We start from the raw sequence: 13,493 nt of genomic DNA, 5'->3' as shown, positions 1-13,493 counted from the left end.
GCCTAGGATGCCCCGGCCGGGCAAAGCGCGACGCTGGAGGAACGCTGATCGACGAGCAGGGCGAAATGCTGCAGGGCATGGGCGCCCACCAGAAGCTCGGGATATTTGTCCGAAACCCGCACCGTCATGTCGGAGAGAGTCGCGGATCCGATCCGGAACGGGCCGCGCAGCGTGGCGCTGCCGGTCTTCACGGCCGTATTGCTCAGCTTTCCGTCGCCCGCCGCCGCGACCGTGCCGCCGCCGACGCGATCGAAGAGCGGCTTGGGCAGGACGAAGCTTACATTGGCGCCGGTATCGAGATTGCCTTCGGTCGAAATCGCGCCGATCGTCACGGGCACGCGGAAGGCGCGCTCATATCCGAGCACGCCCGCCGCGCCGCGCGCCAGGCCCGGGCCCCTGGTAAAGGTGAGCCTTTGCTTCGGATAGTCGATCACCAGCAGCCCGTCGGCGAAGAAGGCACGCCCCAGTATCCCGGCGAACGCCGCCTCGGGCATCATCCTGCTGCTATAGTCGCGCGTCATCACTTCGATGTCGCGGCGAACCAGCCCGCCAAGCTCGACCGAAGCCAGGCGGACGGTATCGACTCGCGCGGAGGCAACGGCATCCGAGGTCTCGGCGGCTCCGGTGACCGGCAGCTTCAGCTTCGCGACCAGGCTGGCATCGGCGCGGCCCATGCCGCTCGCGCCCGTATCGACCGCGAAGCTGTAGGGCCCGCCGCCATTGACGCGCGCATCGACATAGATGCGCCCGTCGACGACGCGGAAGGGCACGCTCAGCAGGGCATCGGCGCCCGCCTTCTCCACCAGCGCGCAAACCGGCGGCCGCTCGGGGCCGGCAAGGGCCGCGCTCGATCCGATCCCCGCCACGGCGAGCGAAGCGGCAAGGTTTCGCGCCATTCTCCAGCCCATGATCGCACAGCCCCCCAAAGTGTGTTGCTGATATAATGCACCATATCGATTGCGGGTCAACGGTCCTGGGGGTGCCCGGCCCCTGCATGCCCTAGTAGAATTGTCGCAGCGTCAGCCTGCGCTCGCTGCCGTCGCACAGCGTGAGCGCCACGGTGCGGCCGGGCGCGCCTGCGCTCCATTCGATCGGCCGCCCGGCGACGGGCACGCCGTCGGCGGCGCAGATCGTCTCGCCTTCGTGCCAGCCCGATTCGGCGGCGGGCGAGCCGCGCATCACGTGCAGCACGCGCAGATGCGTGCCCTCGGCACCGAGCAGCAGCCCGCTGGTCGAGCGGAGCACCGGCGCGGCGGCCATGGCACCGGGCTGGAGCACCATCCGCCCGGCGCGCGGATCGAGCAGCACCCGGTAGCGCAGCAGCAGCCCGGTGCCGATCCGGCCGGCAACGCCCGCGGCGGCGGAATAGCCGCCCTCTCCCTCGATGCGCAGCTCGGTCTCGGGCAGGGCGGCGCCGCCGAGCGTGAAGCCGTTCACCACCGCGACTTCGCTGACCAGGGGGCCGCCGATTCCCCAGCCCAGGGTGGTGGAGATGGCGGCGCCGCGATAATCGGCACCGGCCCAGGCGGCGCGGCTCAGCGTCACCGAAGCGCCGTCGCCGGTATCGACGATCATCGGGCGCAGGCGCGTGCCGGCCAGGCGGATCTCGGTGACCGGTACGCCGGCGTCGCGCTGGAGCGCGAGCGGCGCGGTGGTGCCGGTGAAGGGCAGGCGGCCCGTCGGCAGGATGCGGAAACGGCGCACCGCATAGTCGATGTCGAGCGCGCAGCAACTCAGCACGTCGCTACCGATCAGCAGGTCCGCGCCGAACCGCTCCTGGCCGGGCGCGTCCGGGATGGCGATGCGCCCGCCGCGCCGGGTGAGCCCGCCGATGACGAGCGTGCCGCCGGGCGCCCAGGCGACTTCCACGCCGCCGCCGATCGCCAGGGCGGGCTGGCGGCGCCCGGCGGCGAGCCGCGCGCGGGTGGCGAAATCCTGGGTGGCGAGCGTGTTGGTGAGCCCGGTGTCGAGCACGGCGCGCACGGGCCGGCCGTTCAGCACTGCCTCGAAGCGGATCTGGTTGGAAGGCGTCAGGTCGAACGCGATCCAGCGCGCCTCGCTGTCGGACGCCAGGGTGATGCCGTCCTTCGCTTCCGCGCCGTTGGAAACGGGAGGAACCGAGGCGAGCGCGAGGGGCAGGAGGAAGCCGAGCACCGGCATGGTCTAGCCGGTCAGGCGATCAGAGGCACGCCTCGAGCAATGCCTGGTCGAAGCCATATTGCTTGGCCTTGTCGAGTGTATAGGGGCGCAGGCCCATCGAGCGATATTCGCCGATGATCTTGCCGTCGGCGCTCTCGTCCAGATATTCGAACTTGAACAGCTCCTGGGTGACGATCACCGGGCCTTCCATGCCGATCACCTCGGTGACGTTGGTCACGCGGCGGCTGCCGTCGCGCAGGCGCTTCACCTGGATGATGAGGTCGACCGAATCGGCGATCTGGCGGCTGATCGCTTCCTTGGGCACCTTGATGTCCGACATCATCACCATGTTCTCCATGCGGGCGAGCGCCTCGCGCGGGGAGTTGGAGTGGAGCGTGCACATCGAGCCGTCATGGCCGGTGTTCATCGCCGACAGCATGTCGAAGCATTCGGATCCGCGAATTTCGCCCAGGATGATCCGGTCCGGGCGCATGCGCAGCGCGTTCTTGACGAGATCGCGGATGGTGATCTCGCCCTGGCCTTCCAGGTTGGGCGGGCGGGTCTCCAGCGGCAGCCAGTGCGGCTGCTGCAGCCGGAGTTCGGCCGCGTCCTCGATCGTCAGCACCCGCTCGCCCGGGTCGATCATCTTCGACAGGGCGTTGAGCATCGTCGTCTTGCCCGAGCCGGTACCGCCCGAGATGACGATGTTGAAGCGGCTGGCGCCCGCGATCTTCAGCATCGTCGCCATCTTCTGCGACATCGATCCGCCCTGGGCCATCATGTCGAGCGTGATCGGCTTGGCCGAGAATTTACGGATCGAGATCGCGGTGCCGCGCAGGCTCAGCGGCGGCACGATCACGTTGACGCGGCTGCCGTCCTTCAGGCGGGCGTCGGCCAGCGGCGTGGTCTGGTCGACGCGGCGGCCGACCGAGTTGCAGATGCGCTGCGCGATCTGGAACAGATGCTCCTCGTCGCGGAACTGGATATTGGCCAGCTCGAGCTTGCCCTTGCGCTCGACAAAGGTCTGCTCGGGGCCGTTGACCATGATGTCCGAGATGGCCGTATCGGCGAGCAGCTCCTCGAGCGGCCCCAGGCCGAGCAGCTCGTCGACCAGCACCTTTTCGAGCGCGAACTGTTCGCGGCGGTTGAGCGTGAGCTTCAGTTCGGCGAGCACCTCGCCGATGATCGGGCGGAATTCCTCGGCCAGCTCATCCTTGCTGAGCGTCGCGGCCGCTTCGGGATCGACGCGCTCGAGCAGGCGCGGCAGCACCTGTTCCTTGATGCGGTGAATCGAGGCCTCGAATCCCTCGACGCGCGAATTGCCCTGCTCGCCGGCCGCGGCCTGGCGATCGGCGAGGCGCTGCATCGCCTCTGCGCTGGCGACGCTGGGGCCGCTCGGGTCACGTTGCTCGAACCCGTCGGCGCCGCCCTGGCCGGGCAGCGGCACCGAGTTGATCGGCGGGAATTGCTCGCCGCCGAGCGGCGCGGGGTCCACCGGGCGCGGCAGCGGCCCGCCGCCCTGCATCGGCCGTGCGACACCGAACGCCGGCCGGCCTGCCGGTCCACCACCCAATCCGCTGCGTCGTCCGAAAGCGCTCATCAGAATCCAATGTCCCCTCGTTCGGCGAGCGTTAACCGCGAAGGCTTGAGATTTGCCTAATCTTCCGCGGCCGGCGGCGATGTGGGCGCGGCGCGGGCGCAGCCGCTATGGACGGCCATGCGCTTCTCCCCCTCATGATCGTAGATCGTCATGCGCCGCACGGCTTCGCAGCGGCGGACATAGCGAATGACCTGGGCGACATTCGCTTCGTTCAGCGGCGCGGCTGGAAGCGGCTCCTGGACGACGACGGTCTCGGGCTCCGCGTGCAGCACGCGGCGCAGCTCGGCCACTTCGTCGATGCCGCTCGCGCCCGATTCCGCGCCTTCGTAGAAATGGGCGGGGAAGGCGAGGATAGTGGGCGGGGCGCTGCCGATCGCGGCATAGAGATAGCTCGGCATGCCGAACACCAGCAGCCTGCCATGCGGCGTTACCTGACGCACCTGCTCCACCAATGCGGCGGCGGCAGGCCGGGCGCGCGCGCGGACGGGCAGGTCGAACATGTCCGACGTTGCGAGATTCAGGACGAGCAGCGCGGCGAAGCCGAGCGCGCCGATTCCCGGCCGGGCGAAGAAGGGGGCGCCCAGTATCGCCAGCGGTGCCAGCAGGGGCAGGGCATAATGGAGATAGAGGCCGGGAAAGATCGCGACGGCCAGGGTTGCCGCAACTGCCCAGCAGGCGAGGAAGTCGAGCGGCGCGGGCCGGCTGGCGCGGCCGCGCAGATAGCCGAGGACCGCGAACAGGAGCGGAAGGCACAACAGCCCGGCCAGCGCCAGCGCGCGCGTCATCCGGCCGGCATCATAGGCGCGGGCGAAGTTCGACAGCACCAGCGCCTGCCACAGCTGCGGGAAATGCCCCATCCACCAATAGGCGAGGCCGATCGCGGCGAGGGGCAGTGCACCGAGCGCGGCCATCGCCGCGGCGCGAACCGCCAGCGCGCGCCAGTCCATGCCGCTGCGCGCCAGGATCGCGAGGGTGGCGATGCCGAAGAACAGGGCTTCGAACCCCGCCGATTGCTTGAAGCCGATCGCGAGGCCGGCGGTGAACATGCCGAGCAGCACCCGAGGCGGCAGTACGCCGCGCCGCAACTGCGCGATGCTGGCGGCGATCGACCAGGCGGTGGCGAGGATCAGCGGATTGTAGAACACCGCCGCCTCGCCATTCCCGCCGCCGAAGCGCGTGAGCAGCACGCAATAGGCGATGCCGGCCATCAGCGCCGCCGGGAGGGGCGCGATCAGCCGGGCGATTCGCGCGGTGCCATAGCCGCCGAGCGCGGCGAAGACCGTGGCGACGAGTTGATAGGCCAGCGCCGATGGCTGGATCCGGGCGATCGCGGCATAGGTCAGATAGAGGAGCGGCGGCTTGCGGTCCCAGATGTCGACATAGAGAAGGTCGCCGGCAAGGAGCCTGCGCCCGACCAGCGCGAAATACTGGTCGTCCACGGCATAGTTCCACTCGCCATAGGCGGGCCAGCGCACCGCCAGCGCGACGAGCAGGAACAGGGCGAACAGTGCCGGGCGCGCGCGTTCGAGGCCCTGCCAGCGCGCCATTGCCATCGTCTCGGGTCCCCCTTCTCGCTCGCCGGAAGATAGGAGCACGGAGTTAAGACCGGGTAGCGGCCGCGGCTAGAGGAAAGGTCCGCGTGCGCGGGCGCGGGCGTTGCTGGGCGGCATGCCGGCAAGGGCCCGGAAATCGCGGGCCATGTGCGCCTGATCGGCATAGCCGCGCGCGGCGGCGGTGCCGGCGAGCGTGTCCGCGCCCTGCTGGACGTCCTGCAGGGCCTCGCGGAAGCGCAGCAGTCGCAAATAGGTGCGCGGTGCCAGCCCCAGCTCGCGCGCGAAGATGCGTTGCAGGCGACGATGTGGCAGGCCGGTGCGCGCGGCAATCGTGGCGACGCTGTCCGACGTCAGGATCGCCCGGGCTAGCGGCGGCGGCACGGCGCTGGCCAAGGCGCCGGCAAGGTTGGCGACCGGATCGCCCTGCAGGAGCATCGCCAGCGCCGAATCGGGCGCGACTGCGATCCAGTCGTCGGCGAAGCCGGGGCATGGCGTGCCGCCCAGCGCGTGCCATGCCCAGGGCCAGAGCTTGATCGCAGTGAAGCGCGCGTCGCCGCTGAAGCCGAACCGGATCGGACGGTCCGAAAGGCCGGTGGCGAAATATTCCGGCTGGTCGCGCCGCCATTCGGAGCGGCCGGCATGGCGGCGGATCAGCTCGACACAGCCATCGGGCGTCGCTTCATGTTCCACCCATCCCGGCTGGCTGGCGGCGAGCGTCCACACCGCGGCGACGAGGCCGGCGAGCGCGGGCGGCAAGGGCAGCTCGGCATAGTCCATGGCGCCAGCCTCGCATGTCGCGTCGGTTCAAGCCAGTGCGGGCGGCGCAGCGTATCGCGCGACGCGGAACAGGGAGGAATCGAGATGATCGCCAACATCATTCTGCTCGCCGGACTGGGCCTGGCCGGTCCGCAGGAAATGCCGTTCGGCTGGCTGGTCGGCAAATGGTGCACCGAGCCGCGGGGCGGCCGCACGACCTGCGAGACCTGGGAGCCGATGGGATCGGATCAGGTGATGCGCGGCGTCACCGTCACGACGAGCGCGAAGGGTGAGCGGAGCGAGCCGATGCGGATCAGCGGCGATGCAGGCGGGTTCGTCTTCCATGCCGAGCCGGCCGGACAAGCCGCGACCGATTTCCGGGCGGCAGCGCGCGACGCGGCGGCGCAGGGCGTCACCTTCGTCAACGCGGAACACGATTACCCGCAGCGCATCCGCTATTGGCGCGAGGGCGAGGTGCTGATGGCGGAGATTTCGCTGGCCGATGGCGGCAAGCCGATGCGCTGGGCCTATCGGCGGGTCGCCAAGTAACGCGTCCTCCCGGCGAAAACCGGAATCCCGGGCCGTTCTAGGCGGGACGAGAGCCTCCCCGGGATCCCGGCTTTCACCGGGATGACGGAGCGGGCGGGCGCGTCCCGCAGGCTGGCCTCAGCCTTCGGCCTTCTCGGCGAGGACCGTCAGGCCCTTCTCGTTCACTTCCGCGAAACCGCCTTCGATGCGGATCGTCTCCGGCGTGGTGGCGCCGGCCTTGTAGATCTCGAGATTGCCGTCGCGGATGGTCGACATCAGCGGGGCATGGCCTTCGAGCACGCCGAAATCGCCCTCGGTGCCGGGGACGACGACCATGTGCACTTCCTCCGAGCGGAGGAGCTTTTCGGGGGTGACGAGTTCGAAGTGCAGGGTCATTTTCTTACCTTACTCCCTCTCCCCTTCAGGGGAGAGGGCTGGGGAGAGGGGGAGTATCGAGCGCCCGGCGTTCAGGCCCCTCTCCCCGGCCCTCTCCCCGCAAGCGGAGAGAGGGAGGTGTTCCTCTTACGCCTCTTCGGCCAGCTTCTTGCCCTTGGCGATGGCATCGTCGATGCCGCCGACCATGTAAAAGGCTGCTTCCGGCAGATGGTCATACTCGCCGTTCACGACTGCCTTGAACGAGCGGATCGTGTCCTCGATCTGCACGAACTTGCCGTCGATGCCGGTGAACACTTCGGCGACGTGGAAGGGCTGCGAAAGGAAGCGCTGGATCTTGCGGGCGCGCGAGACGGTCAGCTTGTCCTCTTCCGAGAGCTCGTCCATGCCGAGGATGGCGATGATGTCCTGCAGCGACTTGTACTTCTGCAGGATCGACTGGACCGCACGGGCCGTCTCGTAATGCTCCTGGCCGACGACGCGCGGCTCGAGCACGCGGCTGGTCGAGTCCAGCGGATCCACCGCCGGATAGATGCCGAGCTCCGAGATCGCGCGGTTGAGCACGGTCGTCGCGTCGAGGTGGGCGAACGACGTCGCCGGCGCCGGGTCGGTAAGGTCGTCCGCGGGGACGTACACGGCCTGCACCGAAGTGATCGAGCCCTTGTTGGTCGAGGTGATGCGCTCCTGCAGCGCGCCCATGTCGGTCGACAGGGTCGGCTGATAGCCCACGGCCGAAGGAATGCGGCCGAGCAGCGCCGACACTTCCGCGCCCGCCTGGGTGAAGCGGAAGATGTTGTCGACGAAGAACAGCACGTCCTGGCCTTCGACGTCGCGGAAATATTCGGCGATCGTCAGGCCCGACAGCGCGACGCGGGCACGGGCGCCCGGCGGCTCGTTCATCTGGCCATAGACCAGCGCCACCTTCGAACCTTCGCTGATCGCGTTGCCGTCGGCGTCCTTGGCGATGACGCCCGCGTCGAGGAACTCGTGATAGAGGTCGTTGCCCTCACGGGTCCGCTCGCCGACGCCGGCGAACACCGAGGTGCCGCCATGGCCCTTGGCGATGTTGTTGATCAGTTCCTGGATGAGCACGGTCTTGCCCACGCCGGCGCCGCCGAACAGGCCGATCTTGCCGCCCTTTGCGTACGGCGCGAGCAGGTCGATGACCTTGATGCCGGTGACGAGGATCGCGCTCTCGGTCGACTGGTCGACGAACAGCGGGGCCTCGGCATGGATCGGCGCGCGCAGGTCGGTGCCGACCGGGCCGCGCTCGTCGATCGGCTCGCCGACGACGTTGAGGATGCGGCCGAGCGTGGCGGGGCCGACCGGCACCCGGATCTGCGAGCCGGTGTCGGTCACGGTCTGGCCGCGGGTCAAGCCCTCGGTCGAGTCCATCGCGATCGTGCGGACGGTGTTCTCGCCCAGGTGCTGCGCGACCTCGAGGACGAGCGTGTTGCCGTTGTTGTCGGTCTCGAGCGCCGAGAGAATCGCCGGCAGCGCGCCTTCGAAGGCGACGTCGACGACGGCGCCGATCACCTGGCTGATGCGGCCGACATTGTTGGTCGTCGTCGGCAGAGTGCCGGCGGCATCCGCCTTCGGCTTGGTTGCGCGCGGCTTGCGGGCGGGCTTCTCTGCGGTCGGAGCTTCGGTTGCCATTGCTGTTTCCTCGTTCGAACGGTCTTAGAGCGCTTCGGCGCCCGAAATGATTTCCACCAGCTCGGTGGTGATCGCGGCCTGGCGCTGACGGTTGTACAGCGTGTTGAGGCGCTTGATCAGGTCGCCGGCGTTGCGCGTGGCATTGTCCATCGCGGTCATCTTGCTGCCCTGCTCCGACGCGGCGTTCTCACGCATCGCGCGGTAGAGCTGCACGGCGACGTTGCGCGGCAGCAGGTCGGCGAGGATCGATTCCTCGTCGGGCTCATAGGTGACGGCGGCGCCGCTGCCCGGCGTCTCCGCGGCCGCTGCCGGGACGGCGACCGGGATGATCTGCTGCGCGGTCGGCTCCTGGGCGAGGACCGACTTGAAGGTGGAGTAGAAGAGCGTCGCCACGTCGAACTCGCCCGCCTCGAAGCGCGCGATCAGGTCGTCGGCATAGCCGCGGGCATCGGCGAAGCCCAGCTTGCCCAGGTCGCCCGGCTCGATCGAATGGACGATGTCCTTCGGGAACTGGCGGTTGAGCACGGCGCGGCCCTTGCGGCCGATCGTGTAGATCTTCACCGTCTTGCCCTGCGCCACCAGCTCCTGCGCGTGGCGGCGGGCCAGGCGGGCGATGTTGGTGTTGAACGCGCCGGCCAGGCCCTTGTCGCTGGTGGCGACGACGAGCAGGTGCACCTGGTCCTTGCCGGTGCCGGCGAGCAGCTTGGGCGAGCTTTCGCTCACCGTCACCTTGCCGGCCAGGCTCGCGACGACGCCTTCGAGGCGCTGGGCATAGGGGCGCCCGGCCTCGGCCGCTTCCTGCGCGCGGCGCAGCTTGGCGGCGGCGACCATCTTCATCGCCTTGGTGATCTTCTGCGTCGACTTCACCGAGCCGATGCGGATCTTGAGGGCCTTCAAACTTGCCATTTACGAATTCCGAGCAAGGGCCAGACGGCCCGCGAGACCAACAAATGCGACGCCGAGAACGCCCTCGATCCAGCGCATCGCGCTGCTCTGCTTCGCGGCGCGGCCCGCACGGGCGGCCACGAAGCTGATGCCGGCGAGCCAGAAGCCGCCGAGCACATAGGGCACCGCGATCAGCAGCGCGCCCTTGAGCGGAGCGTCAGGGCCGGTGCCGACGAACTGCGGCAGGATGGCGAGGAAGAACAGCGCGACCTTGGGATTGAGCGCAGTGGTGAGCAGCCCCTGCCAGAAGGGCTTGCCCAGCGCGGGCGCCTCGGCGGCGGCCGCTGCCGGCCGAACCGCGCCGCGGACCAGCTTGAAGCCGAGCCAGGCCAGGTAGATCGCGCCGGCGGTCTTCACCACCGTGAACAGCGCCGGGAAGACCGACAGTACGGCGAGGAAGCCGAAGCCGCACAGCGCCATGTACCACAGCCCGCCGAGCACCACGCCCGAGACCGCCGCCAGGCCGGCCCGCACGCCTCCTCGCGCCGCGTGACCCGCGACGAGCATGGTGTCCGGCCCGGGCGTCAGCACGAGGCCGACGCTGAGCAGCGTCCATGCGAGGAGGGAGTGGTCGGCCACCGGCTGGCGATCAGGCGAAGGTCTTGGCGAACGCCTCGAGGGCGGCCTTGAGCTTTGCCTTCACCTCGTCCGACAGGTCCTTCGAGTCGCGGATCGCGCTCAGGATATCGGCGTGGTTCGCGCGCAGGTCGGCGAGCATCGCCGCTTCGTAGCGCACCACGTCCTGCACAGCGACGGTGTCCAGGAAGCCCTGGGTGCCGGCGAAGATCGACGCGGTCTGCTCCTCGAAGGGCAGCGGGTTGAACTGCGGCTGCTTGAGCAGCTCGGTCAGGCGCGCGCCGCGGTTCAGCAGGCGCTGGGTCGAGGCGTCGAGGTCCGAACCGAACTGCGCGAACGCCGCCATCTCGCGATACTGCGCGAGGTCGAGCTTGATCGAGCCCGAGACCTTCTTCATCGCCTTGGTCTGCGCCGAGGAGCCCACGCGCGACACCGAGAGGCCGACGTTGATCGCCGGGCGGATGCCGGCGTTGAACAGGTCGGTCTCGAGGAAGATCTGGCCGTCGGTGATCGAGATCACGTTGGTCGGGATATAGGCCGACACGTCGCCCGCCTGCGTCTCGATGATCGGCAGCGCGGTGAGCGAGCCGTTGCCATTGGCGTCGTTGAGCTTGGCGGCGCGCTCGAGCAGGCGGCTGTGGAGATAGAAGACGTCGCCCGGATAGGCTTCGCGGCCCGGCGGACGGCGGAGCAGCAGCGACATCTGGCGATAGGCGACGGCCTGCTTCGACAGATCGTCGAACACGATCAGCGCATGCATGCCGTTGTCGCGGAAATACTCGCCCATCGCGGTGCCGGTGTACGGCGCGAGGAACTGCAGCGGCGCGGGATCCGACGCGGTGGCGGCGACGACGATGGAATATTCCATCGCGCCATTCTCCTCGAGCGTGCGCACCAGCTGGGCGACGGTCGAGCGCTTCTGGCCGACGGCGACATAGACGCAATAGAGCTTCTTGCTCTCGTCATTGCCGGCGTTGACGGTCTTCTGGTTGATGAAGGTGTCGATCGCGACGGCCGACTTGCCGGTCTGGCGGTCGCCGATGATCAGCTCGCGCTGGCCGCGGCCGACGGGGACGAGCGCGTCGATCGCCTTGAGGCCGGTCTGCACCGGCTCGTGGACCGACTTGCGCGGGATGATGCCCGGCGCCTTCACTTCGACGCGGCTGCGCTTCTCGGCGACGATCGGGCCCTTGCCGTCGATCGGGTTGCCCAGGCCGTCCACGACGCGGCCGAGCAGGCCCTTGCCGACGGGCACGTCCACGATGGTGCCGGTGCGCTTGACGGTGTCGCCTTCGCGGATCTCGGCGTCCGAACCGAAGATCACGACGCCGACATTGTCGGCCTCGAGGTTGAGCGCCATGCCCTGCACGCCGTTCGCGAACTCGACCATCTCGCCCGCCTGGACGTTGTCGAGCCCGTGGATGCGCGCGATGCCGTCACCGACGCTGAGCACCTGGCCGGTCTCGGAGACCTGGGCCTCGGAGCCGAAATTGGCGATCTGGTCCTTGATGACCTTCGAGATTTCTGCGGCGCGGATATCCATGTCTTAGCCTTCAGCCTTTCATCGCGTGCGCGAGGGAATTGAGTCGGGTCTTGATCGAGCTGTCGATCATCTGGCTGCCGATCTTCACGACCAGCCCGCCAAGGAGCGAGGGGTCGACCGAGAGGTCGACGGCCACTTCCCGGCCGATGCGCGCGCGCAGCTGCTGCTTGAGCGCGTCGACCTGATCGGCGGAAAGCGGGTGGGCGGAGGTGACTTCGGCCGTGGTCTCGCCGCGATGGGCGGCGGCCAGCTGGCGGAAGGCGCGGATCACCGCGGGCAGCTGGTTCAGCCGGCGGTTCTGCGCCAGCACGCCCAGGAAGCTGGTGGTGGTGGCATCGAGCTTCAGGCTCGCGGCGACGGCGGCGACGGCCTTGGCGGCGTCGGCACGCGAAACCAGCGGGCTGGCGGTCAGCGCCTTGAAGTCGCTCGATTCGGCAAGCGCCCTGGCCACGGTGCCGAGGCTGGCCTCGACCTGGCCCAGCGCCTTCGAATCACGCGCGAGCTCGAACAGGGCGGTAGCGTAGCGTCCGCTTAGGCTTGCCTGGATACCGGCGGAATTCTCCACGCGATCGGGTTCCTCTCGGAGGTTCGGGTTTCAGCCCCATATGAATTGGGGGCCGATTTCCGGCTCCATCAAAGTATTACTCTGACGGCTGCCCCATACGGCCCCCTATGGGTCGCGGCGCGGTTAGCATCGGTGTCACGGGGATGCAACCCGAGTCCGATTCGCACACCACGAACGGCTCTCGAAACAAGGGGCGCCCCGGGCATGTACCGAATCGTTTCGTGTGGTAAACGGCGCCCGCGACGACCTTTTGGGGGAAGGGTGAAGTGAACAAGCGGATTCTTGGCGGCATCGCAGTCGCGGGCCTGATCGCCGGCATCGCCCATGCCGAAGTGCTGGAGATCCGCGGCGAGCTGGCCGCGCCGAACCGCGAGGCCAGCCTGTTGCGCTCGATCTCGATCGACCGGATCGAGGGGCAGGACGGCGAAGCGCTGGCGCGGGCAATCGAGCAGGGGCTGTCGGGCACGCATTTCAGCCTGATGGGCGGCCGCGCCGGGCGGAACAATGCCGAGGGCTCGCTCACCGGCGGCGTGACGACGGGCGTCGACGAATCGCCGTTCCGGCGGCGCGAGAAGCGCTGCGTCGAGAAGGACAGCGCCAATCAGAAGAAGTGCATCCGGGAGGAGGAAGTCGAGCTGCGCTGCCGCCGCCGGATCGTCAGCGTGAAGGCCGATCTGCGCCTGGTGCGCAATCGCGACGGGCGGATCGTCTATTCGACGACCAAGCCCTTCACGCAGGAGAGCAGCTGGTGCGAAGGGAACGAGGGGCGCCCGGCGCCGGTGGAGGAAGTGATCGCCGATGCGATCCGCAATCTCGGCCATTCGGTGCGCGGCGACATCGCGCCGACCGTCTCGACCTATACCATCCGCGTACGCGAGAGCGACAAGGGGATGGCCAGGGACCAGGCGAAGCGCTTCAAGGAACTGGTGAAGCTGACCAAGCGCGACGTGCGCGGCGCCTGCGCCGGCTGGGCGGCTCTCGCGGCGGAAGTGCCGGACCATCCCTCGATCAGCTTCGACCTGGGCCTCTGCGCCGAGCAGGCGGGCCAGTATGAGAAGGCGCTGGAGCTGTACCACGCGGCTGCGCGTGCCGGGGCGTCCGAGGGCAGGGAGGGCGCCGACCGCGCGATCCGGCTGATCGCCGGCCGGGAGGATGCGGCGATTCGCGCGCGGTGGCGGTGAAGCTTCGGTAGGGGCCGAAGCGTCGCTTCTCCGATCGGCCGCATCCGGCGGGCCGATT

13 protein-coding genes are annotated in these 13,493 nt (G+C 68.9%); 2 read left to right on the top strand and 11 right to left on the bottom strand.

Annotation, left to right across the window (positions count from 1 at the left end; translation table 11 throughout):
• Window positions 1-2 precede the first annotated feature (2 nt).
• The 5 genes from FHR20_RS09920 to FHR20_RS09900 form a co-directional block, all read right to left on the bottom strand.
• Window positions 3-896 carry a retropepsin-like aspartic protease gene (locus tag FHR20_RS09920; protein ID WP_167299504.1) on the bottom strand — a complete coding sequence of 298 codons (894 nt, stop codon included), beginning with the start codon at window positions 894-896 and terminating at the stop codon, window positions 3-5.
• 103 nt (window positions 897-999) lie between these two features.
• Window positions 1,000-2,154, bottom strand: coding sequence for an aspartyl protease family protein (locus FHR20_RS09915; RefSeq protein ID WP_208413553.1), 1,155 nt, complete (start codon window positions 2,152-2,154; stop codon window positions 1,000-1,002).
• A gap of 25 nt (window positions 2,155-2,179) precedes the next feature.
• A complete protein-coding gene (locus FHR20_RS09910) occupies window positions 2,180-3,739 on the bottom strand; it encodes a TadA family conjugal transfer-associated ATPase (protein ID WP_167299502.1) in 1,560 nt (519 codons plus the stop codon).
• 56 nt (window positions 3,740-3,795) lie between these two features.
• Entirely contained in the window at window positions 3,796-5,292 is a 1,497-nt protein-coding gene (locus FHR20_RS09905) for a hypothetical protein (protein WP_167299501.1), read from the bottom strand.
• Window positions 5,293-5,361: 69 nt separating this feature from the next.
• Complete coding sequence (locus tag FHR20_RS09900; RefSeq protein ID WP_167299500.1) at window positions 5,362-6,069, bottom strand: helix-turn-helix domain-containing protein; 708 nt, start codon at window positions 6,067-6,069, stop codon at window positions 5,362-5,364.
• A gap of 84 nt (window positions 6,070-6,153) precedes the next feature.
• On the opposite strand from FHR20_RS09900, the gene FHR20_RS09895 reads away from it, so the two are divergent.
• Complete coding sequence (locus tag FHR20_RS09895) at window positions 6,154-6,597, top strand: DUF6265 family protein (protein WP_167299499.1); 444 nt, start codon at window positions 6,154-6,156, stop codon at window positions 6,595-6,597.
• 117 nt (window positions 6,598-6,714) lie between these two features.
• On the opposite strand, the gene FHR20_RS09890 is transcribed toward FHR20_RS09895, so the two are convergent.
• From FHR20_RS09890 to FHR20_RS09865, 6 genes are all read right to left on the bottom strand, one after another.
• Window positions 6,715-6,972: an ATP synthase F1 subunit epsilon gene (locus FHR20_RS09890; protein ID WP_167299498.1), complete on the bottom strand. Its 258-nt coding sequence runs from the start codon at window positions 6,970-6,972 to the stop codon at window positions 6,715-6,717.
• A gap of 126 nt (window positions 6,973-7,098) precedes the next feature.
• Window positions 7,099-8,625, bottom strand: a complete 1,527-nt coding sequence (gene atpD, locus FHR20_RS09885) for a F0F1 ATP synthase subunit beta (RefSeq protein WP_243857275.1) — start codon at window positions 8,623-8,625, stop codon at window positions 7,099-7,101.
• Window positions 8,626-8,649: 24 nt separating this feature from the next.
• Window positions 8,650-9,531, bottom strand: a complete 882-nt coding sequence (locus tag FHR20_RS09880; RefSeq protein WP_167299497.1) for a F0F1 ATP synthase subunit gamma — start codon at window positions 9,529-9,531, stop codon at window positions 8,650-8,652.
• Window positions 9,532-10,149: a LysE family translocator gene (locus tag FHR20_RS09875; RefSeq protein WP_341786432.1), complete on the bottom strand. Its 618-nt coding sequence runs from the start codon at window positions 10,147-10,149 to the stop codon at window positions 9,532-9,534.
• 10 nt (window positions 10,150-10,159) lie between these two features.
• The gene (atpA, locus tag FHR20_RS09870) at window positions 10,160-11,689 is read right to left on the bottom strand and encodes a F0F1 ATP synthase subunit alpha (protein WP_167299496.1); all 1,530 of its coding nucleotides are present in this window, start codon (window positions 11,687-11,689) and stop codon (window positions 10,160-10,162) included.
• 10 nt (window positions 11,690-11,699) lie between these two features.
• Window positions 11,700-12,254 (bottom strand): F0F1 ATP synthase subunit delta, encoded by a 555-nt coding sequence (locus FHR20_RS09865; RefSeq protein WP_167299495.1) that lies wholly within the window; start codon window positions 12,252-12,254, stop codon window positions 11,700-11,702.
• 266 nt (window positions 12,255-12,520) lie between these two features.
• Here FHR20_RS09865 and FHR20_RS09860 point away from each other — a divergent pair, with 266 nt between their 5' ends.
• Window positions 12,521-13,435 (top strand): hypothetical protein, encoded by a 915-nt coding sequence (locus FHR20_RS09860; protein WP_167299494.1) that lies wholly within the window; start codon window positions 12,521-12,523, stop codon window positions 13,433-13,435.
• Window positions 13,436-13,493: the final 58 nt, after the last annotated feature.

This window comes from Sphingomonas leidyi, assembly GCF_011761945.1.
GTDB classification, from domain to species: domain Bacteria; phylum Pseudomonadota; class Alphaproteobacteria; order Sphingomonadales; family Sphingomonadaceae; genus Sphingomonas; species Sphingomonas leidyi.
The sequence above is the reverse complement of the archived record's forward strand: the minus strand, read 5'-3'. Positions and strand labels throughout refer to the sequence as shown.

Coding starts and splice junctions, on each gene's coding strand:
- FHR20_RS09905 (WP_167299501.1), bottom strand. CDS start 5,292: ATGGCAATGGCGCGCTGGCAGGGCCTCGAACGCGCGCGCCCGGCACTG.
- FHR20_RS09895 (WP_167299499.1), top strand. CDS start 6,154: ATGATCGCCAACATCATTCTGCTCGCCGGACTGGGCCTGGCCGGTCCG.
- FHR20_RS09910 (WP_167299502.1), bottom strand. CDS start 3,739: ATGAGCGCTTTCGGACGACGCAGCGGATTGGGTGGTGGACCGGCAGGC.
- FHR20_RS09890 (WP_167299498.1), bottom strand. CDS start 6,972: ATGACCCTGCACTTCGAACTCGTCACCCCCGAAAAGCTCCTCCGCTCG.
- FHR20_RS09880 (WP_167299497.1), bottom strand. CDS start 9,531: ATGGCAAGTTTGAAGGCCCTCAAGATCCGCATCGGCTCGGTGAAGTCG.
- atpA (WP_167299496.1), bottom strand. CDS start 11,689: ATGGATATCCGCGCCGCAGAAATCTCGAAGGTCATCAAGGACCAGATC.
- FHR20_RS09900 (WP_167299500.1), bottom strand. CDS start 6,069: ATGGACTATGCCGAGCTGCCCTTGCCGCCCGCGCTCGCCGGCCTCGTC.
- FHR20_RS09920 (WP_167299504.1), bottom strand. CDS start 896: ATGGCGCGAAACCTTGCCGCTTCGCTCGCCGTGGCGGGGATCGGATCG.
- atpD (WP_243857275.1), bottom strand. CDS start 8,625: ATGGCAACCGAAGCTCCGACCGCAGAGAAGCCCGCCCGCAAGCCGCGC.